General features: G+C 67.9%; 30 protein-coding genes. 27 read left to right on the top strand and 3 right to left on the bottom strand.

Annotation, left to right across the window (positions count from 1 at the left end):
• Window positions 1–84: 84 nt before the first annotated feature.
• The 20 genes from rplN (at window position 85) to truA (ending at window position 11,950) form a co-directional block, all read left to right on the top strand.
• On the top strand, window positions 85–453 hold the full coding sequence (gene rplN, locus J7I98_RS10715) for a 50S ribosomal protein L14 (RefSeq protein ID WP_003966950.1): 369 nt from the start codon (window positions 85–87) through the stop codon (window positions 451–453).
• A gap of 2 nt (window positions 454–455) precedes the next feature.
• A complete protein-coding gene (rplX, locus tag J7I98_RS10710) occupies window positions 456–779 on the top strand; it encodes a 50S ribosomal protein L24 (protein ID WP_214920408.1) in 324 nt (107 codons plus the stop codon).
• Window positions 779–1,336 carry a 50S ribosomal protein L5 gene (rplE, locus tag J7I98_RS10705; protein WP_214920407.1) on the top strand — a complete coding sequence of 186 codons (558 nt, stop codon included), beginning with the start codon at window positions 779–781 and terminating at the stop codon, window positions 1,334–1,336. Before rplX ends, rplE begins: the two co-directional genes overlap by 1 nt.
• A 2-nt stretch (window positions 1,337–1,338) precedes the next feature.
• On the top strand, window positions 1,339–1,524 hold the full coding sequence (locus J7I98_RS10700) for a type Z 30S ribosomal protein S14 (RefSeq protein ID WP_004571834.1): 186 nt from the start codon (window positions 1,339–1,341) through the stop codon (window positions 1,522–1,524).
• A 222-nt stretch (window positions 1,525–1,746) separates the two neighbouring features.
• Window positions 1,747–2,145: a 30S ribosomal protein S8 gene (rpsH, locus tag J7I98_RS10695; RefSeq protein WP_028812365.1), complete on the top strand. Its 399-nt coding sequence runs from the start codon at window positions 1,747–1,749 to the stop codon at window positions 2,143–2,145.
• A 21-nt stretch (window positions 2,146–2,166) separates the two neighbouring features.
• A complete protein-coding gene (gene rplF / locus J7I98_RS10690) occupies window positions 2,167–2,706 on the top strand; it encodes a 50S ribosomal protein L6 (protein ID WP_214920406.1) in 540 nt (179 codons plus the stop codon).
• Window positions 2,707–2,709: 3 nt separating this feature from the next.
• Window positions 2,710–3,093 (top strand): 50S ribosomal protein L18, encoded by a 384-nt coding sequence (rplR, locus tag J7I98_RS10685; protein WP_028812363.1) that lies wholly within the window; start codon window positions 2,710–2,712, stop codon window positions 3,091–3,093.
• 46 nt (window positions 3,094–3,139) lie between these two features.
• Window positions 3,140–3,742 (top strand): 30S ribosomal protein S5, encoded by a 603-nt coding sequence (rpsE, locus tag J7I98_RS10680; protein ID WP_014047793.1) that lies wholly within the window; start codon window positions 3,140–3,142, stop codon window positions 3,740–3,742.
• Window positions 3,742–3,924, top strand: a complete 183-nt coding sequence (gene rpmD / locus J7I98_RS10675; protein ID WP_214920405.1) for a 50S ribosomal protein L30 — start codon at window positions 3,742–3,744, stop codon at window positions 3,922–3,924. The genes rpsE and rpmD overlap by 1 nt, the downstream gene beginning before the upstream one ends.
• 1 nt (window position 3,925) lies before the next feature.
• Entirely contained in the window at window positions 3,926–4,381 is a 456-nt protein-coding gene (gene rplO / locus J7I98_RS10670; protein ID WP_069927442.1) for a 50S ribosomal protein L15, read from the top strand.
• 213 nt (window positions 4,382–4,594) lie between these two features.
• On the top strand, window positions 4,595–5,911 hold the full coding sequence (gene secY, locus J7I98_RS10665; RefSeq protein ID WP_214920404.1) for a preprotein translocase subunit SecY: 1,317 nt from the start codon (window positions 4,595–4,597) through the stop codon (window positions 5,909–5,911).
• Window positions 5,911–6,573, top strand: coding sequence for an adenylate kinase (locus tag J7I98_RS10660; protein WP_214920403.1), 663 nt, complete (start codon window positions 5,911–5,913; stop codon window positions 6,571–6,573). Before secY ends, J7I98_RS10660 begins: the two co-directional genes overlap by 1 nt.
• 97 nt (window positions 6,574–6,670) lie before the next feature.
• Window positions 6,671–7,507 (top strand): type I methionyl aminopeptidase, encoded by an 837-nt coding sequence (gene map / locus J7I98_RS10655; RefSeq protein ID WP_214920402.1) that lies wholly within the window; start codon window positions 6,671–6,673, stop codon window positions 7,505–7,507.
• 253 nt (window positions 7,508–7,760) lie between these two features.
• Window positions 7,761–7,982, top strand: a complete 222-nt coding sequence (gene infA, locus J7I98_RS10650) for a translation initiation factor IF-1 (RefSeq protein ID WP_003956442.1) — start codon at window positions 7,761–7,763, stop codon at window positions 7,980–7,982.
• Window positions 7,983–8,043: 61 nt separating this feature from the next.
• Window positions 8,044–8,157, top strand: coding sequence for a 50S ribosomal protein L36 (rpmJ, locus tag J7I98_RS10645; RefSeq protein ID WP_009740505.1), 114 nt, complete (start codon window positions 8,044–8,046; stop codon window positions 8,155–8,157).
• Window positions 8,158–8,349: 192 nt separating this feature from the next.
• A complete protein-coding gene (gene rpsM / locus J7I98_RS10640) occupies window positions 8,350–8,730 on the top strand; it encodes a 30S ribosomal protein S13 (protein ID WP_214920401.1) in 381 nt (126 codons plus the stop codon).
• A 66-nt stretch (window positions 8,731–8,796) separates the two neighbouring features.
• Entirely contained in the window at window positions 8,797–9,201 is a 405-nt protein-coding gene (gene rpsK, locus J7I98_RS10635; RefSeq protein ID WP_003948617.1) for a 30S ribosomal protein S11, read from the top strand.
• Between the two features lie 163 nt (window positions 9,202–9,364).
• The gene (locus J7I98_RS10630) at window positions 9,365–10,387 is read left to right on the top strand and encodes a DNA-directed RNA polymerase subunit alpha (protein ID WP_003956430.1); all 1,023 of its coding nucleotides are present in this window, start codon (window positions 9,365–9,367) and stop codon (window positions 10,385–10,387) included.
• Between the two features lie 78 nt (window positions 10,388–10,465).
• Window positions 10,466–10,969 (top strand): 50S ribosomal protein L17, encoded by a 504-nt coding sequence (gene rplQ, locus J7I98_RS10625; RefSeq protein ID WP_214920400.1) that lies wholly within the window; start codon window positions 10,466–10,468, stop codon window positions 10,967–10,969.
• A 93-nt stretch (window positions 10,970–11,062) separates the two neighbouring features.
• Window positions 11,063–11,950, top strand: coding sequence for a tRNA pseudouridine(38-40) synthase TruA (gene truA / locus J7I98_RS10620; protein ID WP_214920399.1), 888 nt, complete (start codon window positions 11,063–11,065; stop codon window positions 11,948–11,950).
• Here truA and J7I98_RS10615 read toward each other — a convergent pair.
• The gene (locus J7I98_RS10615) at window positions 11,924–12,826 is read right to left on the bottom strand and encodes a hypothetical protein (RefSeq protein ID WP_214920398.1); all 903 of its coding nucleotides are present in this window, start codon (window positions 12,824–12,826) and stop codon (window positions 11,924–11,926) included. The two genes, truA and J7I98_RS10615, sit on opposite strands and share 27 nt — an antisense overlap.
• 47 nt (window positions 12,827–12,873) lie before the next feature.
• Here J7I98_RS10615 and J7I98_RS10610 point away from each other — a divergent pair, with 47 nt between their 5' ends.
• From J7I98_RS10610 to glmM, 4 genes are all read left to right on the top strand, one after another.
• Entirely contained in the window at window positions 12,874–14,502 is a 1,629-nt protein-coding gene (locus J7I98_RS10610) for an ABC-F family ATP-binding cassette domain-containing protein (RefSeq protein ID WP_214920397.1), read from the top strand.
• Window positions 14,503–14,981: 479 nt separating this feature from the next.
• Complete coding sequence (gene rplM / locus J7I98_RS10605) at window positions 14,982–15,425, top strand: 50S ribosomal protein L13 (protein WP_214920396.1); 444 nt, start codon at window positions 14,982–14,984, stop codon at window positions 15,423–15,425.
• 42 nt (window positions 15,426–15,467) lie between these two features.
• Complete coding sequence (rpsI, locus tag J7I98_RS10600; protein WP_214920395.1) at window positions 15,468–15,995, top strand: 30S ribosomal protein S9; 528 nt, start codon at window positions 15,468–15,470, stop codon at window positions 15,993–15,995.
• A gap of 142 nt (window positions 15,996–16,137) precedes the next feature.
• Complete coding sequence (glmM, locus tag J7I98_RS10595; protein WP_214920394.1) at window positions 16,138–17,496, top strand: phosphoglucosamine mutase; 1,359 nt, start codon at window positions 16,138–16,140, stop codon at window positions 17,494–17,496.
• A 6-nt stretch (window positions 17,497–17,502) separates the two neighbouring features.
• On the opposite strand, the gene J7I98_RS10590 is transcribed toward glmM, so the two are convergent.
• Together J7I98_RS10590 and coaA are read right to left on the bottom strand one after the other, a co-directional pair.
• Complete coding sequence (locus J7I98_RS10590; protein ID WP_214920393.1) at window positions 17,503–18,447, bottom strand: DUF389 domain-containing protein; 945 nt, start codon at window positions 18,445–18,447, stop codon at window positions 17,503–17,505.
• Window positions 18,448–18,458: 11 nt separating this feature from the next.
• Window positions 18,459–19,448, bottom strand: coding sequence for a type I pantothenate kinase (coaA, locus tag J7I98_RS10585; RefSeq protein WP_214920392.1), 990 nt, complete (start codon window positions 19,446–19,448; stop codon window positions 18,459–18,461).
• A 78-nt stretch (window positions 19,449–19,526) separates the two neighbouring features.
• Between coaA and glmS the strand changes: the two genes are divergently transcribed.
• The 3 genes from glmS to J7I98_RS10570 all read left to right on the top strand — a co-directional run.
• Window positions 19,527–21,374 carry a glutamine--fructose-6-phosphate transaminase (isomerizing) gene (glmS, locus tag J7I98_RS10580; protein ID WP_214920391.1) on the top strand — a complete coding sequence of 616 codons (1,848 nt, stop codon included), beginning with the start codon at window positions 19,527–19,529 and terminating at the stop codon, window positions 21,372–21,374.
• Window positions 21,371–21,739, top strand: coding sequence for a holo-ACP synthase (locus J7I98_RS10575; protein WP_214920390.1), 369 nt, complete (start codon window positions 21,371–21,373; stop codon window positions 21,737–21,739). Before glmS ends, J7I98_RS10575 begins: the two co-directional genes overlap by 4 nt.
• Window positions 21,740–21,746: 7 nt before the next feature.
• Window positions 21,747–23,215, top strand: a 1,469-nt coding sequence (locus J7I98_RS10570; RefSeq protein WP_214920389.1) for an NAD(P)H-hydrate dehydratase, incomplete at its 3' end; no start/stop codon positions are given.

Here is a 23,215-nt window from a genome sequence, read left to right as displayed (position 1 = left end):
GTTTCCCTCAGGACAGTTCCGCCAGGCTCGGCAGGGGCACTCAGGTGCCCCTGCCGGGAACCGGCAGACGATCAGGAGATAGACGTGATCCAGCAGGAGTCGCGACTGCGTGTCGCCGACAACACGGGTGCGAAGGAAATTCTCACCATTCGTGTTCTCGGTGGCTCGGGTCGCCGCTACGCGGGCATCGGCGACGTCATCGTCGCCACCGTCAAGGACGCGATCCCCGGCGGCAACGTGAAGAAGGGTGACGTCGTCAAGGCTGTCATCGTTCGCACCGTCAAGGAGCGTCGTCGTCAGGACGGCTCGTACATCCGCTTCGACGAGAACGCCGCTGTCATTCTCAAGAACGACGGCGACCCTCGCGGCACCCGTATCTTCGGCCCGGTGGGCCGTGAGCTGCGCGAGAAGAAGTTCATGAAGATCATCTCGCTCGCGCCGGAGGTGCTGTAAGCATGAAGATCAAGAAGGGCGACCTGGTTCAGGTCATCACCGGTAAGGACAAGGGCAAGCAGGGCAAGGTCATTCTGGCCATCCCTACTGAGAACCGCGTCCTCGTCGAGGGTGTCAACCGGGTCAAGAAGCACACCAAGGCCGGCCAGACCGCTCGCGGTTCGCAGACCGGTGGCATTGTGACGACCGAGGCTCCGGTCCACGTCAGCAACGTTCAGCTGGTTGTGGAGAAGGACGGCAAGAAGGTCGTTACCCGCGTCGGCTACCGCTTTGACGACGAGGGCAACAAGATCCGCGTTGCCAAGCGGACTGGTGAGGACATCTGATGACTACCACCACCGCACCGCGCCTCAAGCTGCGCTACCGCGAGGAGATCCAGGGCAAGCTGCGTGAGGAGTTCTCGTACGAGAACGTCATGCAGATCCCCGGCCTCGTCAAGATCGTGGTCAACATGGGTGTGGGCGACGCCGCCCGCGACTCCAAGCTGATCGACGGCGCGATTCGCGACCTCACCACGATCACTGGCCAGAAGCCGGCCGTCACCAAGGCCCGGAAGTCCATCGCGCAGTTCAAGCTGCGCGAGGGTCAGCCGATCGGCTGCCACGTCACCCTCCGCGGTGACCGCATGTGGGAGTTCCTGGACCGTACGCTGTCGCTCGCGCTGCCGCGTATCCGTGACTTCCGTGGTCTGTCGCCGAAGCAGTTCGACGGCCGTGGCAACTACACCTTCGGTCTCACGGAGCAGGTCATGTTCCACGAGATCGACCAGGACAAGATCGACCGGGTCCGGGGCATGGACATCACCGTGGTTACCACGGCGACCAACGACGACGAGGGTCGTGCCCTCCTTCGTCACCTCGGCTTCCCGTTCAAGGAGAACTGACCGTGGCGAAGAAGGCCCTGATCGCTAAGGCGGCCCGCAAGCCGAAGTTCGCTGTGCGCGCGTACACGCGTTGCCAGCGCTGCGGCCGGCCGCACTCCGTCTACCGCAAGTTCGGCCTGTGCCGCGTGTGCCTTCGTGAGATGGCTCACCGTGGCGAGCTGCCGGGCGTGACCAAGAGCTCCTGGTAGTCCAGTACTGCCCTTTGGGCGTACGGATTACCTGAAGCTCTCGGTAAGTATCTGGTCGGCAGGAGCCCACCCCCGAATGCCGTAGGCTTGACGGGTTGGGCGCCTGCCGCCCTGACCGACTTACTACGCCGTAGGTCCCCGCACCGCACCCGTCCCGCCACTGAGTGGGGAGAGGGATGGCGCATACAGGAAACCCCGGCGAGAGAGGCCGAAGGCCAATTCATGACCATGACTGATCCGATCGCGGACATGCTGACTCGTCTGCGTAACGCGAACTCGGCGTACCACGACACCGTGGCTATGCCGCACAGCAAGATCAAGTCGCACATCGCGGAGATCCTCCAGCAGGAGGGCTTCATCACCGGCTGGAAGGTCGAGGACGCCGAAGTCGGCAAGTCCCTCGTCCTGGAGCTGAAGTTCGGCCCGAACCGTGAGCGCTCCATTGCGGGCATCAAGCGGATCTCGAAGCCGGGTCTGCGCGTTTACGCGAAGTCCACCAACCTGCCGAAGGTCCTCGGCGGCCTGGGCGTGGCGATCATCTCCACGTCCCACGGTCTCCTGACCGGCCAGCAGGCAGGCAAGAAGGGCGTAGGTGGGGAAGTCCTCGCCTACGTCTGGTAGTCGGGAACGGAGGAAAAGCTAATGTCGCGAATCGGCAAGCTCCCCATCCAGGTTCCCGCCGGTGTGGACGTCACCATCGATGGCCGTACGGTCGCGGTGAAGGGCCCCAAGGGTTCCCTCTCGCACACTGTTGCGGCGCCCATCGAGGTCACCAAGGGCGAGGACGGCACCCTTGCGGTGCTGCGCCCGAACGACGAGCGTCAGAACAAGGCCCTTCACGGCCTGTCCCGCACGCTGGTGGCGAACATGATCACCGGTGTGACCCAGGGATACAGCAAGGCGCTCGAGATCAGCGGTGTCGGTTACCGCGTCCAGGCGAAGGGCTCCAACCTGGAGTTCGCCCTGGGCTACAGCCACCCGATCGTCGTAGAAGCCCCCGAGGGCATCTCCTTCAAGGTCGAGTCGCCCACGAAGCTCAGCGTCGAGGGCATCGACAAGCAGAAGGTCGGCGAAGTCGCCGCGAACATCCGCAAGCTGCGTAAGCCGGACCCGTACAAGGCCAAGGGCGTCAAGTACGCGGGCGAGGTTATCCGCCGCAAGGTCGGAAAGGCGGGTAAGTAAGCCATGGCATACGGTGTAAAGATCGCCAAGGGTGACGCGTACAAGCGCGCTGCCATCAAGCGTCGTCACATCCGCGTCCGCAAGCACGTCTCCGGTACGCCGGAGCGTCCTCGCCTGGTCGTGACGCGCTCCAACCGCAACATCGTTGCGCAGGTCATCGACGACATCGCGGGCCACACGCTCGCGTCGGCGTCGACCCTGGACGCCTCGATCCGCGGTGGCGAGGCCGACAAGAGCGCCCAGGCCCAGCAGGTCGGCGCGCTTGTCGCCGAGCGTGCCAAGGCTGCCGGCGTCGAGGCCGTCGTGTTCGACCGTGGTGGCAACAGGTACGCCGGGCGCATTGCCGCTCTGGCTGACGCCGCCCGCGAAGCCGGGCTGAAGTTCTAAGCCCCGGTTCCGGGACTAACGGACGTAACAGAGAGAGGTAAATCCAATGGCTGGACCCCAGCGCCGCGGAAGCGGTGCCGGTGGCGGCGAGCGGCGGGACCGGAAGGGTCGCGACGGTGGCGCTGCCGCCGAGAAGACCGCTTACGTTGAGCGCGTTGTCGCGATCAACCGCGTTGCCAAGGTTGTCAAGGGTGGTCGCCGCTTCAGCTTCACCGCGCTGGTCGTGGTGGGCGACGGTGACGGCACCGTAGGTGTCGGATACGGCAAGGCCAAGGAAGTTCCCGCGGCCATCGCCAAGGGCGTTGAAGAGGCCAAGAAGAGCTTCTTCAAGGTTCCGCGTATCCAGGGCACCATCCCGCACCCGATCCAGGGCGAGAAGGCTGCAGGCGTTGTCCTGCTCAAGCCGGCTTCCCCCGGTACCGGCGTTATCGCCGGTGGCCCGGTGCGTGCCGTACTCGAGTGCGCCGGCGTTCACGACATCCTGTCGAAGTCGCTCGGTTCGTCGAACCCGATCAACATCGTGCACGCGACCGTGGCGGCCCTCCAGGGCCTGCAGCGTCCCGAGGAGATCGCGGCTCGCCGTGGTCTGCCCCTCGAGGACGTCGCCCCCGCGGCTCTGCTTCGTGCTCGTGCGGGAGCGGGTGCGTAATGGCCCGCCTCAAGATCACGCAGACGAAGTCGTACATCGGCAGCAAGCAGAACCACCGCGACACCCTTCGTTCGCTCGGGCTCAAGCGCCTGCACGACGTGGTTGTCAAGGAGGACCGTCCCGAGTTCCGCGGCATGGTGCAGACCGTCCGCCACCTCGTGACGGTTGAGGAGGTCGACTGACATGGCGGAAAACAACCCGCTGAAGGTCCACAACCTCCGGCCCGCCCCGGGTGCCAAGACCGCCAAGACCCGTGTCGGTCGTGGTGAGGCATCCAAGGGTAAGACCGCAGGTCGTGGTACCAAGGGCACCAAGGCCCGCTACCAGGTTCCGCAGCGCTTCGAGGGCGGGCAGATGCCCCTCCACATGCGTTTGCCGAAGCTCAAGGGCTTCAAGAACCCGTTCCGCACCGAGTACCAGGTCGTGAACCTGGACAAGCTCGCCGACCTCTACCCGCAGGGTGGAGAGGTCACGGTGGCCGATCTGGTCGCCAAGGGTGCGGTTCGTAAGAACCAGCTCGTCAAGGTGCTTGGCGCCGGCGAGGTCTCCGTGGCGCTGACGGTGACGGTTGACGCCGTTTCCGCCTCCGCCAAGGAGAAGATCGCCGCCGCCGGCGGCACCGTCACCGAGCTCGTCTGAGAGACGAGTCCGATGGCTTGAACATCGACCGGGGATGCCTCTCAAAAGGGGCATCCCCGGTTGGTCGTTCCTAGGGGGGCATGGTCGCCGGTATGGTGGCGTGCACCGTTAACTTCCGCGCGGTATGTCCGTGCGGCTTTTGACTGATTCGTATTCGTCGATCCTCAAGACCGTCACCTCTGACGCAGTAGCGCGGGGGTCGCAGGAGGCACCGTGCTCACCGCGTTCGCCCGGGCGTTCAAGACGCCCGACCTGCGCAAGAAGCTGCTCTTTACGCTCGGCATCATTGTGCTGTACCGGCTCGGGGCCCACATCCCTGTCCCCGGCGTCAGTTACAAGAGCGTGCAGCTCTGCGTGGACCAGGCTCAGTCGGGCAACAACCTCCTTGGTCTGGCGAATCTGTTCAGTGGTGGCGCGCTGCTGCAGATCACGATCTTCGCGCTCGGCATCATGCCGTACATCACGGCGAGCATCATTCTCCAGCTGCTGACCGTGGTGATTCCCCGTCTGGAGGCCCTCAAGAAGGAGGGTCAGTCCGGCACGGCGAAAATCACCCAGTACACGCGGTACTTGACGGTCGCGCTCGCCATCCTGCAGGGCACCGGCCTGGTCGCCACCGCCCGCAACGGCGCGCTGTTCAGCGGGTGTCCGGCCGCGGCCGACATCGTGCCCGACAAGTCGATCTTCGTCACTGTCGTCATGGTGATCACCATGACCACGGGTACCGCGATGGTCATGTGGCTCGGTGAGCTCGTCACCGACCGCGGCGTCGGCAACGGCATGTCGATCCTGATGTTCATCTCGATCGCGGCCGGCTTCCCGGGCGCCCTGTGGGCCATCAAGAAGCAGGGTGATCTGGCCAACGGCTGGATCGAGTTCGGCGTGGTGATCCTGGTCGGCTTTGCGATGGTCGCCCTCGTGGTCTTTGTCGAGCAGGCGCAGCGCAGGATTCCGGTGCAATACGCGAAGCGCATGATCGGGCGGAAGTCCTACGGCGGTACGTCGACGTACATCCCGCTGAAGGTCAACCAGGCCGGTGTGATTCCTGTCATCTTCGCGTCGTCGCTTCTCTACATCCCCATGCTGATCGTGCAGTTCGGCGGCGGTGGCGGAGATTCCGCGTGGGCGACCTGGATTCAGCAGCACTTTGTGGACGGCAAACCCATCTACATCGCCACTTACTTCCTGCTGATCGTGTTCTTTGCCTTCTTCTATGTGGCGATCTCGTTCAACCCCGAGGAAGTCGCCGACAACATGAAGAAGTATGGTGGCTTCGTCCCGGGTATCCGGGCTGGTCGACCTACTGCTGAGTACCTCAGCTATGTGCTCAATCGGATCACGTGGCCGGGATCGCTGTATCTGGGTCTGATTGCTCTCGTACCGACGATGGCGTTGGCGGGCTTCGGAGCGAACCAGGACTTCCCCTTCGGCGGGACAAGCATCCTCATCATCGTGGGTGTGGGCCTGGAGACTGTGAAGCAGATCGAGAGCCAGCTCCAGCAGCGCAATTACGAAGGGTTCCTCCGCTGATGCGAATCGTCCTCGTCGGGCCGCCCGGTGCCGGCAAGGGAACGCAGGCTGCGTTCCTTGCCAAGAACCTGTCGATCCCGCACATCTCCACGGGCGACCTCTTCCGCGCCAACATCAGTCAGGGCACGGACCTCGGCAAGCAGGCGAAGGCGTTCATGGACGCCGGCAACCTGGTTCCGGACGAGGTCACCATCGGGATGGCCAAGGACCGTATGGCAAAGCCCGACGCCCAGGGCGGCTTCCTCCTGGACGGCTTCCCGCGGAACGTCTCGCAGGCCGAGGCCCTGGACGAGTCGCTGAAGGCCGAGGGCCAGAAGCTGGACGCCGTACTGGACCTGGAAGTCCCCGAGGACGAGGTCGTGAAGCGGATCGCGGGTCGCCGCATCTGCCGCAACGACTCCAGCCACGTCTTCCACGTGGTGTACAGCCCCGCCAAGGAAGAGGGCGTCTGCGACGTCTGCGGCGGCGAGCTCTACCAGCGTGGTGACGACAGTGAGGAAACGGTGCGCCGTCGCCTCGAGGTCTACCACAGCGAGACCGAGCCGATCATCGACCACTACAAGGCCCAGGGCCTGGTGGTCACCATCTCCGCGCTCGGCAAGGTCGACGAAGTGACCAAGCGTGCGATGGAAGCCCTGAAGAAGTCCTCCGACGAGGGCTGATCGAGCAAGCAGTACAACGGTTGCGGCCGCGGTGTCCGAGAGGCGCCGCGGCCGTACTGTTGAGCAGGCAGTAACAGCGAATGCGGAAGGCGCACACATGGTGGAGATCAAGACCCCGGAGCAGATCGCGAAGATGCGCGAGGCGGGGCTGGTCGTCGCCGCCGTCCATGCGGCCACCCGTGAGGCGGCCGTTCCCGGCGCCACCACGAAGGACCTGGACGAGGTGTCCCGCAAGGTGCTCGCGGAGCACGGCGCGAAGTCGAACTTCCTCGGGTACGGCGGCTTCCCCGCCACCATCTGCACTTCGGTCAACGAGGTCGTCGTGCATGGCATCCCCGACGAGAAGACCGTCCTCAAGGACGGCGACATCATCTCCATCGACGCCGGCGCGATCGTCGACGGCTGGCACGGCGACGCGGCGTACACCGCGTTCGTGGGTACGGGCCATGCGCCCGAGCTGGTCGAGCTCTCCCGGGTGACGGAGGAGTCGATGTGGGCCGGGCTCGCCGCGATGAAGCAGGGGAACCGCCTCGTCGACATCTCCAAGGCGATCGAGTCGTACATCCGGCGCCAGCCGCGTCCCGCCACGGGTAAGTACGGGATCATCGAGGACTACGGCGGCCACGGCATCGGCTCCGAGATGCACATGGACCCGCACCTGCTGAACTACGTCACGCGCAAGCGCGGCAAGGGCCCCAAGCTGGTGCCCGGCTTCTGCCTGGCGATCGAGCCGATGGTGAGCCTCGGTACGCCGCACACCGATGTGCTGGAGGACAACTGGACCGTCGTCACGACGGACGGGACCTGGTCCTCGCACTGGGAGCACTCGGTGGCGCTTACGGAGGAGGGTCCGCTGGTGCTGACCGCGGTGGACGGTGGCAAGGCGAAGCTGGCGGAGTACGGGGTCACGGCGGCGCCCGACCCGCTGGGCTGAGCCGGGTCGGCGGTCGGAGGCCGCCGCAGCCGGTCGAAGCTTGTGAGGCGCCCCCGGGCGCCGAGCCCGCGAGGCGGCGTTGAGAAGCGGCTCCGCTGGGCTGAACCGAGTAAGGATCTTTAGTGTTGGGCAAACTTGCCGGATTCGTGTTTTCCGGGGGCCTGACGTAGACTGACTCGTCGGCTCGCGTGTACCCGTATGTCTCCATACGGAGGCGAGAGTCGATCAAGGTAGCCGATTCGAAGGGCGAAGCGTGGCCAAGAAGCAAGGTGCCATCGAAATCGAGGGCACCGTGATCGAGTCCCTCCCGAACGCAATGTTCAAGGTGGAACTTCAGAACGGTCACAAGGTCCTAGCGCACATCAGCGGCAAGATGCGTATGCACTACATCCGCATCCTCCCGGATGACCGGGTCGTGGTGGAGCTCTCTCCGTACGACCTGACGCGTGGCCGGATCGTCTACCGGTACAAGTAGATCTTGCCCGCGCCCCGTGTTCCACGGGGTCGTGGCACTGACCCGGAGAACCTGACATCCCATGAAGGTCAAGCCGAGCGTCAAGAAGATCTGCGACAAGTGCAAGGTGATCCGCCGTCACGGTCGGGTCATGGTCATCTGCGAAAACCTGCGCCACAAGCAGCGCCAGGGCTGACGCACGACCCCCTGCATCTCGCAGATCGCGCGACGCAAGTAATTCCGTACATACGCAGAACCCAGACACCCTCAGGGTGCTGACACCTCCGGCGGAGGCCGGGGACCCGGAACGTACCGCTTCTCTTTCAGGGGAGGGGTCGGCGGCCGGGAACGGTTCTGCGGAAGACCTCCGAATCAACAGGAGCCATGAATGGCACGCCTTTCCGGCGTTGACCTCCCGCGCGAAAAGCGCGTTGAGGTCGCCCTCACCTACGTCTTCGGCATCGGGCGTACCCAGTCGAAGAAGGCGCTGGCAGAGACCGGCGTCAACCCGGACACCCGCGTTCGTGACCTGGCCGAAGAAGACCTGGTCAAGCTGCGTGAGTACGTGGACGCCAACCTCAAGACCGAGGGTGACCTCCGTCGCGAGGTGCAGGCCGACATCCGCCGCAAGGTAGAGATCGGCTGCTACCAGGGTCTGCGTCACCGTCGCGGCCTGCCGGTCCACGGTCAGCGCACCAGCACGAACGCCCGCACCCGCAAGGGCCCGCGTCGCGCGATCGCCGGCAAGAAGAAGCCGGGCAAGAAGTAGTCCTCAGCCGGACGCTTATCAGCGGTCTTGCGCTGTAGGACCGACCACCTCCCGTAGGAGATATAGATGCCCCCCAAGGGTCGTCAGGGCGCTGCCAAGAAGGTGCGCCGCAAGGAAAAGAAGAACGTCGCTCATGGGCACGCCCACATCAAGAGCACGTTCAACAACACGATCGTTTCGATCACCGACCCCACGGGCAACGTGATCTCCTGGGCCTCCGCCGGCCACGTCGGCTTCAAGGGCTCGCGCAAGTCCACCCCCTTCGCCGCGCAGATGGCCGCCGAGTCGGCCGCCCGCCGCGCGCAGGAGCACGGCATGCGCAAGGTCGACGTCTTCGTCAAGGGTCCCGGCTCCGGCCGTGAGACCGCGATCCGCTCCCTCCAGGCCACTGGCCTCGAGGTCGGCTCGATCCAGGACGTCACCCCCACCCCGCACAACGGCTGCCGCCCTCCCAAGCGTCGCCGCGTCTGACGCTCTGCGTCCGGCTCTGGTTGTTGCAGTGCGCACGGAGTGAAGACCGACCTTCTCTCCGTGCGCGTTGTACTCGGGCGGTACGGCCCTTTCGGGCCGTACCGCCCGTACCCTTGTAGTAGTTGGCATCAAATAGTGGGTGCCAAGACTGGAGGCATTTCTCATGCTTATCGCTCAGCGTCCGTCGCTGACCGAAGAGGTCGTCGACGAGTACCGCTCGCGGTTCGTGATCGAGCCCCTCGAGCCGGGCTTCGGTTACACCCTCGGCAACTCCCTGCGTCGTACGCTCCTCTCCTCGATCCCCGGTGCCGCTGTCACCAGCATCCGGATCGACGGGGTCCTGCACGAGTTCACCACCGTGCCGGGCGTCAAGGAGGACGTCACCGACCTCATCCTCAACATCAAGCAGCTGGTCGTCTCCTCGGAGCACGACGAGCCGGTCGTGATGTACCTGCGCAAGCAGGGTCCCGGCCTGGTCACCGCTGCTGACATCGCCCCGCCGGCCGGTGTCGAGGTCCACAACCCGGACCTCGTTCTCGCCACGCTCAACGGCAAGGGCAAGCTGGAGATGGAGCTGACCGTCGAGCGCGGTCGCGGCTACGTCTCCGCCGTCCAGAACAAGCAGGTGGGCCAGGAGATCGGCCGTATTCCGGTCGACTCCATCTACTCGCCGGTGCTCAAGGTCACGTACAAGGTCGAGGCGACCCGTGTCGAGCAGCGCACCGACTTCGACAAGCTGATCGTCGACGTCGAGACCAAGCAGGCCATGCGCCCGCGTGACGCCATGGCGTCCGCCGGTAAGACCCTGGTCGAGCTGTTCGGTCTGGCGCGCGAGCTCAACATCGACGCCGAGGGCATCGACATGGGCCCGTCCCCCACGGACGCCGCCCTTGCCGCCGACCTGGCGCTGCCGATCGAGGAGCTCGAGCTCACCGTTCGTTCGTACAACTGCCTCAAGCGCGAGGGCATCCACTCCGTGGGTGAGCTCGTGGCGCGCTCCGAGGCCGACCTGCTCGACATCCGCAACTTCGGTGCGAAGTCGATCGACGAGGTCAAGGCGAAGCTGGCCGGCATGGGCCTGGCCCTCAAGGACAGCCCGCCCGGATTCGACCCGACCGCTGCCGCCGACGCCTTCGGCGCCGACGACGACGCGGACGCGGGCTTCGTGGAGACCGAGCAGTACTGAAAACTTCCGGCGGGCACTAGCTCGTCGGTAACTGACACCGGTACCTGATACGGCCGGTGCAGACCCAAGGAGAAACACATGCCGAAGCCCGCCAAGGGTGCCCGTCTGGGCGGCAGCGCCGCGCACGAGCGTCTGCTCCTCGCGAACCTTGCGAAGTCGCTGTTCGAGCACGGCCGCATCACCACGACCGAGGCCAAGGCCCGCCGCCTGCGTCCGGTCGCCGAGCGACTGATCACCAAGGCGAAGAAGGGCGACATCCACAACCGTCGCCTGGTGCTGCAGACGATCACGGACAAGAGCATCGTGCACACGCTGTTCACCGAGATCGCCCCGCGGTACGAGAACCGCCCCGGTGGTTACACCCGTATCACCAAGATCGGCAACCGTCGTGGCGACAACGCCCCGATGGCGGTCATCGAGCTGGTCGAGGCCCTGACCGTGGCGCAGGCCGCCACCGGTGAGGCCGAGGCTGCGACGAAGCGCGCGGTCAAGGAAGACGCCCTCAAGAAGGACGAGGCTGCGGCCGAGACCGTCGAGGACGCCGCTCCGGCCGAGGCCGAGGCTGAGTCCAAGGACGCCTGAGCGTTCTGAGACCACTGGGCGGGCCCGCATCACCCTTCGGGGCGGTGCGGGCCCGTTCTGCTGTGCAGCTTGCTGCTTTGAGAGGATTTACGGGTGAGCGAGGACATTGAGGGTGCGGCGCCCGGGTTCGTACGGGTGCGACTGGATCTTTCGTACGACGGGAAGGACTTCTCCGGCTGGGCGAAGCAGACCGAACGGCGTACGGTCCAGGGCGAGCTGGAGTCCGCGCTGCGGACGGTGACGCGGTCCACGTGCACCTATGAGCTGACGGTCGCCGGGCGTACGGACTCGGGCGTCCACGCGCGCGGCCAGGTCGCGCACGTCGACCTGCCGGAGGACGTGTGGGCCGAGCACCGGGACAAGCTGCTGCGACGGCTCGCCGGGCGGCTGCCGCACGATGTGCGGGTGTGGAAGGTCGCGGAGGCGCCGGCGGGCTTCAACGCGCGGTTCGCGGCGGTCTGGCGGCGGTACGCCTACCGGGTCACGGACAACCCCGGGGGCGTCGATCCGCTGCTGCGCGGGCATGTCCTGTGGCACGACTGGGAGCTGGACGTCGATGCGATGAACCGGGCGGCGGAGAAGCTGGTCGGGGAGCACGACTTCGCGGCGTACTGCAGGAAGCGCGAGGGTGCGACGACCATTCGTACGCTGCAGCAGCTGAGCTGGGAGCGCGGGGCGGACGGTGTCATCACCGCTACCGTGCGGGCCGATGCCTTCTGCCACAACATGGTGCGCTCGCTCGTCGGCGCGATGCTGTTCGTCGGTGACGGGCACCGGGACACGGACTGGCCGGCGAAGGTGCTGGCCGCGGGCGTACGGGACTCGTCCGTCCATGTCGTACGCCCGCACGGCCTCACGCTTGAGGAAGTCGGCTACCCGGCCGACGAGTTGCTGGCCGCGCGTGCTCGCACGGCCCGCAACAGGCGGACGCTGCCCGGGGCACTGCCGGGGTCGTCACTGTCCGGCGGCGGCTGCTGCTGACGCCTGGGTCTTTCCGCGCTGGTGGATCTGACGGAACGTGAACTCGGCGAGGTCGTCACCGGTCTTGAAGACGTCCTGGTCGGCCTGGGTGACGTTCTTGCCGTTGGTGAAGCCGCCGACGGTGAAGTAGGCGTAGCGGCCGTACGCGTTGGCGGTCTTGCGGCAGATCGCGCCGGCCCGGCAGAAGGTGGGGACGCCGGCCCCGGGGAGGGAGGCGAGGCCGCCGCTCGCCTGCTCCTTCGCCTTCTCCGCCTGCGCGGCGGTGTCGAAGACCGCGACGCCGACGGTGACCGCTACGCCGCCCTTGGAGTACGTGGCGCGGATGACCTGGTCGCAGCCGTTGTTGGCGAGTACGGAGCCGAGGGCGCCCTGGGTGGCCGCGGAGCAGCTGGTGGTGCGGCTCGTCGCGCCCTTGGCGTAGGCGCGGCCGCCCATCGTCAGCTTCTTGCCGGGGAAGAGGGTGTCGGCGCTCAGCGGCGCCTTGTCCTTCTTGGCGCTGGAGATGAACTCCTTGGGGTCCGGCGGGGGCGGCGGTGCCTGCGAGGAGAACGAGGGGCCAGGGCCGCCGGTCTCCGCGGGCAGGTTCTCGGGAGTGGGGAGCTGGCTCGCCGTATTGCCCGGGCCGGTGTTGCCGTTGCCGGCGGAGACGACCGCCGTGGCCACGATCGCGCCCACGGCGGCGGTCGCCAGGACGCCGCCGCCGATGTACATCCACCTCTTGCGGCGGGCGCGGGCGGCAGATGCGTCGGCGAGTGCTGCCCAGTCCGGTGTGTCCCCTGCGTCTGGTGTGTTCGATGTATGCGATCCGTACGGATCCTGAGGGCCCTGCTGTCCCCCGGGGCCGCCCCAGGAGGGTCCCCCTTGCCCAAAGCTCATGGGGGGCATCCTAATCCGGTTGGGCTATGGCGCGGTGGGCGGTCAGAATGCGGAGCATGGGACATCTTGAGGCTGCGCATGTGGAGTACTACTTGCCGGACGGGCGGGTGCTGCTCGGTGACGCCTCGTTCCGGGTGGGTGAGGGGTCCGTCGTCGCGCTGGTCGGCGCGAACGGCGCCGGGAAGACGACGCTGCTGCGGCTGATCGCGGGGGAGCTCCAGCCGCACGGCGGGACCGTGACAGTCAGCGGCGGGCTCGGCGTGATGCCGCAGTTCGTGGGGTCGGTGCGGGACGAGCGGACCGTACGGGACCTGCTGGTCTCGGTCGCGCAGCCGCGGATCCGCGAGGCGGCCGCGGCGGTGGACGCCGCCGAGAACGCGATCCTGACGCGGGACGACGAGGCCGCGCAGATGGCGTACGCGCAGGCGCTGAGTGACTGGGCGGAGGTGCGGGGGTACGAGGCCGAGACGCTCTGGGACATGTGCACCATGGCCGGGCTCGGGGTGCCGTACGAGAAGGCGCAGTGGCGTGAGGTGCGGACGCTCAGCGGGGGTGAGCAGAAGCGGCTGGTGCTGGAGGCGCTGCTGCGGGGGCCCGACGAGGTGCTGCTGCTCGATGAGCCGGACAACTATCTGGATGTGCCGGGCAAGCGGTGGCTGGAGGCGCGGCTGAAGGAGACCCGTAAGACGGTCTTGTTCGTGAGCCACGACCGGGAGCTGCTGGCCCGGGCCGCCGAGAAGATCGTGAGCGTTGAGCCCAGTCCGGCCGGGTCCGATGTGTGGGTGCATGGTGGCGGGTTCGGTACGTATCACGAGGCCCGGCGGGAGCGGTTCGCGCGGTTCGAGGAGCTGCTGCGGCGCTGGGAGGAAGAGCACGCGCGGCTGAAGGCGCTGGTGCTGCGGCTTCGGCAGCAGGCGGCGATCAGCCCCGACATGGCGTCCCGGTACCGGGCGATGCAGACCCGCTTCAAGAAGTTCGAGGACGCCGGGCCGCCGCCGGAGCCGCCGCGCGAGCAGGAGATCAAGATGCGGCTGCGGGGTGGGCGGACGGGGGTCCGGGCGGTGGTCTGCGAGGGGCTCGAGCTGGAGGGGCTGATGAAGCCCTTCGACCTGGAGATCTATTACGGGGAGCGGGTCGCCGTACTCGGGTCGAACGGGTCCGGGAAGTCGCACTTCCTGCGGCTGCTGGCGGGGGAGTCGGTGGCACACACGGGGACGTGGAAGCTGGGCGCGCGGGTCGTGGCCGGTCACTTCGCCCAGACGCACGCGCATCCGGAGCTGCTGGGGCGGACGCTCGTCGACATTCTGTGGACGCGGCATGCGAAGGACCGGGGCGGGGCGATGTCCGTCCTGCGGCGGTACGAGCTGGAGCGGCAGGGGGACCAGCCCTTCGAGAAGCTCTCGGGCGGGCAGCAGGCACGCTTCCAGATCCTGATGCTGGAGCTTGAGGGGACGACCGCGCTGCTGCTCGACGAGCCGACGGACAACCTTGACCTGGAGTCGGCGGAGGCGCTGCAGGAGGGGCTGGAGGCGTACGAGGGGACGGTGCTGGCCGTCACGCACGACCGGTGGTTCGCGAAGTCCTTCGACCGGTATCTGGTCTTCGGGGCGGACGGCGTGGTGCGGGAGACGTCGGAGCCGGTGTGGGACGAGCGGCGGGTGGAGCGGGCGCGGTGAGGCGCGGGAGTGTCGGTCGGGTGGTGTGGGGGCTGCGAGGGTGGCCGGGGTCGGCGGACGGAGTCCGGCGCAGCCGGGCGAAGCCCGGGAGGCCCCCGGGGGCCGAGCGGTGCGAGTGCGGCGTGGAGAGGGGTGTCGTGGGAGCCGGTGTGGGACGAGGTGGGGGTCCCCCCCTGCTCCTTAAGAGCTTGGGGGAGGGTGGAGCGGGCGCGGTAGGTGGGGCTGTGTCCCGGATGCCGACTCGGCGAGGGGCTTTGCGGCTGGCGCCGTTTTGACCCGTGTGGGGGAGGGCGGTAAGCTTCCAGTTTGTTATGCGTATTGGCTTGGTCGTTCTCACGCGAGGGGCCCTTACGCCGGTCCACCGGGCCGATGACCAGCGGCTGGCAGACGGGTTGCGTCCCCGAATGCCGCCAGGGCTGGGTTGATCGTCCGGGTGGCCTTGTCAGGACCCACTCACTGAAGAAGCGAAGGCTACGACCGTGCGTACGTACAGCCCCAAGCCCGGCGATGTCACGCGCCAGTGGCACATCATTGACGCGCAGGACATCGTCCTGGGCCGTCTGGCGACGACTGCCGCCACCCTCCTGCGGGGCAAGCACAAGGCGATCTACGCCCCGCACATGGACATGGGCGACTTCGTCATCATCGTCAATGCCGAGAAGGTTCACCTCTCCGGCAACAAGAAGACCCAGAAGATGGCGTACCGCCACTCCGGCTACCCGGGTGGTCTGCGTTCCGTTCGTTACGACGAGCTGCTCGCGAAGAACCCCGAGAAGGCCATCGAGAAGGCCATCAGGGGCATGATCCCCAAGAACACCCTGGGCCGTCAGGTGCTCTCGAAGCTCAAGGTCTACGCAGGTCCCGAGCACCCGCACGCTGCTCAGCAGCCGGTGCCGTACGAGATCACCCAGGTCGCGCAGTAGTTCCGGCCACCCCCTAAGACGTAAAGAAATCTGAGGAGCATCGTGGCCGAGACCACTGTAGAGACGCCCGTCGAGGGTACCGACGTCGAAGAGACCTTCGACGCGGTGACGACCTTCGAGTCCGAGGTGCCCGTCGAGGGCGAGTACACCTCCGAGTCGCTCGCGGGCCGCTTCGGCGACCCGCAGCCGGCTGCCGGCCTGGGTCGTCGCAAGAACGCCATCGCCCGCGTCCGGATCGTTCCGGGCACCGGCAAGTGGAAGATCAACGGGCGTACGCTCGAGGACTACTTCCCGAACAAGGTTCACCAGCAGGAAGTCAACGAGCCCTTCAAGGTGCTCGAGCTCGACGGCCGCTACGACGTCATCGCGCGTATCGCCGGTGGCGGCGTTTCCGGCCAGGCCGGTGCGCTGCGTCTGGGCGTTGCCCGTGCGCTGAACGAGGCGGACGTGGACAACAACCGCGCCACGCTGAAGAAGGCCGGCTTCCTGAGCCGCGACGACCGTGCGGTCGAGCGCAAGAAGGCCGGTCTCAAGAAGGCCCGTAAGGCACCGCAGTACAGCAAGCGCTAATCCGCCTGCTCGGCTGCTTCAACGTTCGCCCCGGCGGCACATTCTGTGCTGCCGGGGCGTTCGTTTATCGGCATGCCCGGCGTATAAACGGCGTAAGGCCGATCAAGAGCTTGCATTTTCGGAGCATTTTCGGAGGACACCAGTGGGACGACTCTTCGGCACTGACGGTGTGCGCGGTGTCGCCAACGCGGACCTGACGGCCGAGCTCGCGCTCGGCCTCTCGGTCGCGGCGGCGCATGTGCTCGCCGAAGCGGGGACCTTTGAGGGGCATCGGCCGACCGCCGTGGTCGGGCGAGACCCGCGTGCGTCGGGAGAGTTTCTGGAGGCCGCCGTCGTGGCGGGTCTCGCAAGCGCGGGCGTGGATGTGCTGAAGGTGGGCGTGCTGCCCACCCCCGCGGTCGCGTACCTGACCGGTGCGCTCGGCGCCGACCTCGGCGTGATGCTCTCGGCGAGCCACAACGCGATGCCGGACAACGGTGTCAAGTTCTTCGCGCGCGGTGGGCACAAGCTCGCCGACGAGCTGGAGATCCGCATCGAGGCGGTGTACGAGCAGCACAGCACCGGTGAGCCGTGGGCGCGGCCGACCGGCGCCGGTGTGGGGCGCGTCAGCGAGTACAACGAGGGCTTCGATCAGTACATCGCGCACTTGATCGGTGTGCTGCCCAACCGGCTCGACGGGGTGAAAGTCGTTCTCGACGAGGCGCACGGCGCCGCATCCCGCGTCTCGCCCGAGGCCTTCACCCGGGCCGGCGCCGAGATCGTCACCATCGGCGCCGAACCCGACGGGCTGAACATCAACGACGGGTGCGGCTCCACGCACCTGGAGCTGCTCCAGGCCGCCGTCGTCGAGCACGGCGCCGATCTGGGCATCGCGCATGACGGCGATGCCGACCGGTGCCTCGCTGTCGACGCCGAAGGGCGTGAGGTCGACGGGGACCAGATCCTTGCCGTTCTCGCACTGGCCATGCGCGAAGCCGGCCAGCTGCGCAAGAACACTGTCGTCGGCACCGTCATGTCGAACCTCGGCTTCAAGCTGGCGATGGAGCGCGAGGGCATCGAGCTCGTACAGACCGCCGTCGGCGACCGGTACGTACTGGAGTCGATGAAGGCCGAGGGGTACGCGCTCGGTGGCGAGCAGTCCGGGCACGTGATCGTGCTGGACCACGCCACGACCGGCGACGGGACCCTGACCGGGCTGATGCTGGCCGCGCGGGTGGCCGCCACCGGGCGTACGCTCGCGGACCTCGCGGGGGTCATGAAACGGCTGCCGCAGATCCTCATCAACGTGCCCGACGTCGACAAGTCCCGCGTCACCACCTCCGCCGAGCTGGCCGTCGCGGTCGCCGACGCCGAGCGTGAACTGGGCGCGACCGGGCGGGTGCTGCTCCGGCCCTCCGGCACCGAGCCGCTCGTCCGGGTGATGGTCGAGGCCGCGGACATCGACCAGGCGAAGGCGGTTGCCGGACGGCTGGCCGACGCCGTGAAGTCCGCTCTCGGGTAGTACGCGTTACGGGTTCGTGCGCGAGGTGCGCTCGCGCTGCCTGGCCCAGAAGTACTTCTGGGCCAGCAGCGTGAGCGTGCCGGCGATGACGATGCCGAGCAGGTTCAGCAGGAGCTGCTTCGACGAGCCCCACGTCTGGCCCACCTCGCCGTAGCTGAGCGCCACCGCCGCATTCGCCGCGGCCGGGACCGTCGTCACCGAGATGGCCACGCCGACCAGAGCGCCGGACTTGGCCGAGGTCAGCGAGAGCATTCCGGCCGCGCCCGCCAGTACGGCCACGACGAACGAGAACCAGTCCGGGGCGTAGACGAAACCCGTGTTGGGGCGGTCGGCGTCCAGTTTTTCCTGCGTGAACAGGCCTGTTGCGTCCATGAAGAAGCTGAACGCGACCGTCACCACCATCGCCGCCGCGAAGCCCGCGATCAGCGCGAGGAACGACCGCCAGGCCAGTCGCGGAGCGCGCTGGACCAGCGCCGTGCAGAAGCCGGCCAGCGGGCCGAACTCCGGGCCCACCGCCATCGCGCCCACGATCAGGATCGCGTTGTCGAGCACCACACCGCAGGCCGCGATCATCGTCGCCAGCGACAGGAACGCCAGGTAGGTGACGGAAAGCGTCGACTCCTCGTGGGTCGCGTCCGCCAGGTGCTCCCACAGCACCGCGTCCGCACCCTCGCCCGGCGCTTCCGCCTCGGCCTTGTCGGCTCGCTGCGACAGCGACAGGTCGATGTTCTCCACGGAGATCGAGCCGGTTTCGTGGATGCCGAGCTTGCGCAGGCTGTTGATGAGCGTGTCGCCCGCCTCGCGCGCCACGTCGCACATGACGAGATCGCCCGCCGGGTTGCGGGCCGCGCCGGGGACGACGGCGAGGTGCGTCGTGCCGACCGTCTTCTCCATCGTGCGTACGACCTCGTCGGTGCGGTCGGCAGGGACGATCAGTCGCAGATGAAGCACGGACGCACTCCTCAGAGCTTGCGGAGGGACAGGCGCTGGACCTTGTGGTCGGGGCCCTTGCGCAGCACCAGCGTGGCACGCCCGCGTGTCGGGGCCACGTTCTCCAGCAGATTGGGCTTGTTGATGGTGCGCCACATCGTACGGGCGTAGTCCATGGCCTCTTCCTCCGAGACCTGGGTGTACTTCCTGAAGTACGAGGAGGGGTCCTGGAACGCCGTGTCGCGCAGCTTGCGGAAGCGGTTGAGGTACCAGGTCTCGATGTCCTCGGCGCGCGCGTCGACGTACACACTGAAGTCGAAGTAGTCGGCGAGACCGACGCGTGTACGGCCGTCCTTGCCGGGGAGCGCGGGCTGCAGGACGTTCAGGCCCTCGACGATCAGGATGTCGGGGCGGCGGACCGTGAGGCGCTCGCCGGGCACGATGTCGTAGATCAGGTGGGAGTAGACGGGGGCGGTGACCTCGTCCTTGCCCGCCTTGATGTCGGCGACGAAACGGGTCAGGGCCCGCCGGTCGTACGACTCGGGGAAGCCCTTGCGCGACAGCAGGCCGCGCCGCTTGAGCTCCTCCATGGGGTAGAGGAACCCGTCGGTGGTGACGAGCTCGACGCGGGGGTGCTCGGGCCAGCGGGCCAGCATCGCCCGCAGGAGGCGGGCGACGGTCGACTTTCCTACGGCGACGCTGCCCGCCACTCCTATGACGAAGGGGGTACCGCGCTGTGCGCCGTGGCCGTTGCCCGCGTCGCCGAGGAAGGTGTTGAGGGCGCCGCGCAGGCCCGAGGTCGCCTGCACGTAGAGATTGAGCAGGCGGGAGAGGGGGAGGTAGACGTCCCGTACCTCGTCCAGGTCGATCACGTCGCCGAGGCCCCGGAGCCGGTCGAGCTCCGCCGCCGTGAGGGGCAGCGGGGTCTTCTCGCGCAGCGCGCTCCACTCCGCCCGGGTGAGATCGAGGTAGGGCGAAGCGTCTGTCCGGCGCTGGGTGCTTCGTGGCGGCGAAGTGATCACAGGGCCATTGTCGGTGGTACGGGCCGGTCGTGGGTGGTGTGCTCGGTCACGTGGGGGCCCCGGCCGTAGGCTGCCGACATGTGCGGAATCGTGGGTTACGTCGGCGGGCAGCCGGCGCTTGATGTTGTCTTCGCGGGGCTGAAACGGCTCGAATACCGGGGTTACGACTCGTCAGGTGTTGCCGTGCTCGCGGACGGTGGGCTGGCCGCGGCGAAGAAGGCCGGGAAGCTCGTCAATCTGGAGAAGGAGCTGGTGGGGCGGCCGCTGCCGGACGGGTCCACGGGCATCGGGCACACCCGGTGGGCCACGCACGGGGCGCCCACCGATGCCAATGCGCATCCGCATCTGGACAACGCGGGGCGGGTGGCGGTCGTACACAACGGGATCATCGAGAACTTCGCGGAGCTGCGGGCCGAGCTCGCCGAGCGGGGGCACGACCTGGCGTCCGAGACCGACACCGAGGTCGTGGCCCACCTGCTCGCCGAGTCGTTCTCGTCGTGTGTGGACCTGGCGGAGGCGATGCGGCAGGTGTGCCGACGGCTCGAAGGAGCGTTCACGCTGGTCGCCGTACACGCGGACGAGCCGGATGTCGTGGTGGGCGCCCGACGGAACTCACCGCTGGTCGTGGGCGTGGGGGACGGCGAGGCCTTCCTCGCCTCCGATGTCGCCGCGTTCATCGCCCATACGCGGTCCGCGATCGAGCTGGGCCAGGACCAGGTCGTCGAGCTGCGGCGGGAGTCCGTGACCGTCACCGGCTTCGACGGTGCGCCTGCGGCGGTACGGGAGTACCACGTGGACTGGGACGCGTCCGCTGCCGAGAAGGGCGGCTACGACTACTTCATGCTCAAGGAGATCGCCGAGCAGCCGAAGGCGGTCGCCGACACGCTGCTGGGGCGGATCGACTCGGGCGGGTCGCTGACCCTGGACGAAGTGCGGATTCCGGCCTCCGTGCTGCGGGAGGTCGACAAGATCGTGGTGGTGGCCTGCGGGACCGCATTCCATGCGGGGATGATCGCGAAGTACGCCATCGAGCACTGGACGCGGATCCCCTGCGAGACGGAACTCGCGAGTGAATTCCGCTACCGGGATCCGATTCTCGACGCGCAGACGCTCGTGATCGCGATCTCGCAGTCCGGCGAGACCATGGACACCCTGATGGCTGTGCGGCACGCGCGGGAGCAGGGCGCGAAGGTTCTTGCCGTGTGCAATACGAATGGGTCGACCATTCCCCGGGAATCGGATGCGGTGCTTTATACGCATGCCGGGCCGGAAGTCGCTGTCGCCTCCACGAAGGCGTTCTTGACGCAGTTGGTCGCCTGTTATCTGGTCGCTCTGTATCTGGGACAGGTACGGGGGACCAAGTGGGGGGACGAGGTCCAGGACGTCGTACGGGAGCTCTCCAAGATTTCGGGGGCGGTGGATCGCGTCCTGGAGACCATGGAGCCGGTGCGGGCGCTGGCGCGGTCGCTGGCGGACAAGGACACCGTGCTGTTCCTGGGGCGGCATGTGGGGTACCCCGTGGCGCTGGAGGGGGCGTTGAAGCTGAAGGAGCTCGCGTACATGCACGCGGAGGGCTTCGCAGCGGGTGAGCTCAAGCACGGGCCGATCGCGCTGATCGAGCAAGACCTGCCGGTGGTCGTGGTGGTGCCTTCGCCCCGGGGGCGGTCCGTTCTGCATGGCAAGATCGTGTCCAACATCCAGGAGATCCGGGCCCGGGGCGCCCGGACGATCGTGATCGCGGAGGAGGGCGACGAGGCGGTGGCTCCGTACGCGGATCACCTGATCCGGATTCCGGCCACGCCCACGCTGCTTCAGCCGCTGGTCGCGACCGTGCCGTTGCAGGTCTTCGCGTGCGAGCTGGCCACGGCGCGTGGCAACGAGGTCGACCAGCCGCGGAATCTCGCGAAGTCTGTGACCGTCGAATGATCATCGGGGTGGGGATCGACGTTGCGGAGATCGAGCGGTTCAAGGCTTCGCTGGAGCGTACGCCGCAGATGGCTGAGCGGCTCTTCCTGGCGAGCGAGTTGAACCTGCCGAGCGGGGAGCGGCGCGGGGTCGCCTCGCTCGCCGCCCGGTTCGCGGCGAAGGAAGCCCTGGCGAAGGCGCTGGGTGCGCCGGCCGGGCTGCACTGGACGGACGCGGAGGTGTACGTCGAGGACAGCGGGCAGCCGCGGCTGCGGGTGAGCGGGACGGTACTGGCACGGGCCGAGGCGCTCGGGGTGCGGTCGTGGCATGTCTCGCTCAGTCACGACGCGGGGATCGCTTCCGCTGTGGTCATTGCCGAAGGGTGAGTTTCTGATGCGTAGTGCTTACGGCGTGGAGACCGTGCGGAACGCCGAGCGCGAGCTCATGGCGCGGCTTCCCGAAGGTGCGCTCATGCAGCGGGCTGCGGCCGGGCTTGCCTCGGTGTGCGCGGGGCTGCTGAGGCGGGTGTACGGCTCCCGGGTTGTCCTGCTCGTGGGGATCGGGGACAACGGGGGCGACGCGCTGTACGCGGGTGCGCGGCTCGCGCGGCGCGGTGCGGGGGTGGCGGCGGTGCTGCTCAGCCCCGACCGGGCCCACGCGGGCGGGCTCGCGGCGCTGCGGGCTGCCGGGGGGCGGGTGCCGGGGGATCCGTACGCCGCCGTCGCGGGCGCCGATCTGGTCGTCGACGGCATTACCGGGATCGGCGGGCGGGGCGGGCTGCGGGGGGAAGCGGTGCGGGTGGCTCGGGCTGTGCGGGCTGCGCGGGACTCCGGGGCGGTTGTTGTTGCTGTGGATCTGCCCAGCGGGGTCGAGGCGGACAGTGGGGAGGTGCGGGGGGAGTGCGTGCGGGCCGATGTGACGGTCACCTTCGGGACGTACAAGCCGGGGCTGCTGGTCGACCCCGCGCGGGAGTACGCGGGTGTGGTGCGGCTCGTCGACCTTGGGCTCGACCTGCCGGTGGAGGCTGATCTGGAGGCGTTGCAGCACGCGGACGTGGCGGCGCTGCTGCCGGCGCCGGTTGCGGAGAGCGACAAGTACCGGCGCGGTGTCGTCGGGGTCGTGGCGGGGTCGATGCGGTATCCCGGGGCGGCGGTGCTCGCGGTGGCGGGGGCGCTGCGGGGTGGGGCGGGGGCCGTGCGGTACGTCGGGCCGGGGGCCACTGCGGATGCGGTCATCGCGCGATTCCCGGAGGCGTTGGTGCACGCGTGGCCGCCTTCCAAGGCCGGGCGGGTTCAGGCGTGGGTCGTCGGGCCCGGGCTGGGGGACGGTGCGGAAGAGGCACTGGGGGACGTGCTGGCGTCCGACGTTCCGGTGCTGGTGGACGCGGACGCGCTCCGGCCGCTGGACCCGGCGCTGGTGCGGGCGCGCAGCGCGCCGACGCTGCTGACGCCGCATGCGGGGGAGGCTGCGGCGCTGCTGGGGGTGGGGCGCGAGGAGGTGGAGGCGGGGCGGCTGGTGGCGGTGCGGGAGCTGGCGGCGCTGTACGGGGCGGCTGTGCTGCTGAAGGGGTCTACGACGCTGGTGGCGCCGGCGTCGGCGGGGCGTCCGGTGCGGGTGAATCCGACGGGGACGCCTTGGCTGGCGACGGCGGGGAGTGGCGACGTGCTGTCGGGGCTGGCGGGGGCGTTGCTGGCGGCGGGGCTGGGGGCAGTGGACGCGGGGTCGGTGGCGGCGTATCTGCATGGGCTGGCTGGGCGGGGCGCTTCGGGGGGCGGGCCGATCGGTGCGCAGGATGTGGCGGAGGGGGTGCGGGAGGCTTGGCGGGGGGTTACGGGGGGCTTGCCGGGGGGGTCCGTGCGGGG

The organism is Streptomyces sp. ISL-98 (assembly GCF_018614055.1).
Taxonomy (GTDB): Bacteria; Actinomycetota; Actinomycetes; order Streptomycetales; family Streptomycetaceae; genus Streptomyces; species Streptomyces spiramyceticus.
The sequence above is the reverse complement of the archived record's forward strand: the minus strand, read 5'-3'. Positions and strand labels throughout refer to the sequence as shown.

Excerpts from the sequence above, each read along its gene's own strand:
- rplX (WP_214920408.1), top strand. The coding sequence starts at position 456 with ATGAAGATCAAGAAGGGCGACCTGGTTCAGGTCATCACCGGTAAGGAC.
- rplE (WP_214920407.1), top strand. The coding sequence starts at position 779 with ATGACTACCACCACCGCACCGCGCCTCAAGCTGCGCTACCGCGAGGAG.
- rpsH (WP_028812365.1), top strand. The coding sequence starts at position 1,747 with ATGACCATGACTGATCCGATCGCGGACATGCTGACTCGTCTGCGTAAC.
- rplF (WP_214920406.1), top strand. The coding sequence starts at position 2,167 with ATGTCGCGAATCGGCAAGCTCCCCATCCAGGTTCCCGCCGGTGTGGAC.
- rplR (WP_028812363.1), top strand. The coding sequence starts at position 2,710 with ATGGCATACGGTGTAAAGATCGCCAAGGGTGACGCGTACAAGCGCGCT.
- rpsE (WP_014047793.1), top strand. The coding sequence starts at position 3,140 with ATGGCTGGACCCCAGCGCCGCGGAAGCGGTGCCGGTGGCGGCGAGCGG.
- rpmD (WP_214920405.1), top strand. The coding sequence starts at position 3,742 with ATGGCCCGCCTCAAGATCACGCAGACGAAGTCGTACATCGGCAGCAAG.
- rplO (WP_069927442.1), top strand. The coding sequence starts at position 3,926 with ATGGCGGAAAACAACCCGCTGAAGGTCCACAACCTCCGGCCCGCCCCG.
- J7I98_RS10660 (WP_214920403.1), top strand. The coding sequence starts at position 5,911 with ATGCGAATCGTCCTCGTCGGGCCGCCCGGTGCCGGCAAGGGAACGCAG.
- map (WP_214920402.1), top strand. The coding sequence starts at position 6,671 with ATGGTGGAGATCAAGACCCCGGAGCAGATCGCGAAGATGCGCGAGGCG.
- rpmJ (WP_009740505.1), top strand. The coding sequence starts at position 8,044 with ATGAAGGTCAAGCCGAGCGTCAAGAAGATCTGCGACAAGTGCAAGGTG.
- rpsM (WP_214920401.1), top strand. The coding sequence starts at position 8,350 with ATGGCACGCCTTTCCGGCGTTGACCTCCCGCGCGAAAAGCGCGTTGAG.
- rpsK (WP_003948617.1), top strand. The coding sequence starts at position 8,797 with ATGCCCCCCAAGGGTCGTCAGGGCGCTGCCAAGAAGGTGCGCCGCAAG.
- J7I98_RS10630 (WP_003956430.1), top strand. The coding sequence starts at position 9,365 with ATGCTTATCGCTCAGCGTCCGTCGCTGACCGAAGAGGTCGTCGACGAG.
- rplQ (WP_214920400.1), top strand. The coding sequence starts at position 10,466 with ATGCCGAAGCCCGCCAAGGGTGCCCGTCTGGGCGGCAGCGCCGCGCAC.
- J7I98_RS10615 (WP_214920398.1), bottom strand. The coding sequence starts at position 12,826 with ATGAGCTTTGGGCAAGGGGGACCCTCCTGGGGCGGCCCCGGGGGACAG.
- J7I98_RS10610 (WP_214920397.1), top strand. The coding sequence starts at position 12,874 with ATGCGGAGCATGGGACATCTTGAGGCTGCGCATGTGGAGTACTACTTG.
- glmS (WP_214920391.1), top strand. The coding sequence starts at position 19,527 with ATGTGCGGAATCGTGGGTTACGTCGGCGGGCAGCCGGCGCTTGATGTT.
- J7I98_RS10575 (WP_214920390.1), top strand. The coding sequence starts at position 21,371 with ATGATCATCGGGGTGGGGATCGACGTTGCGGAGATCGAGCGGTTCAAG.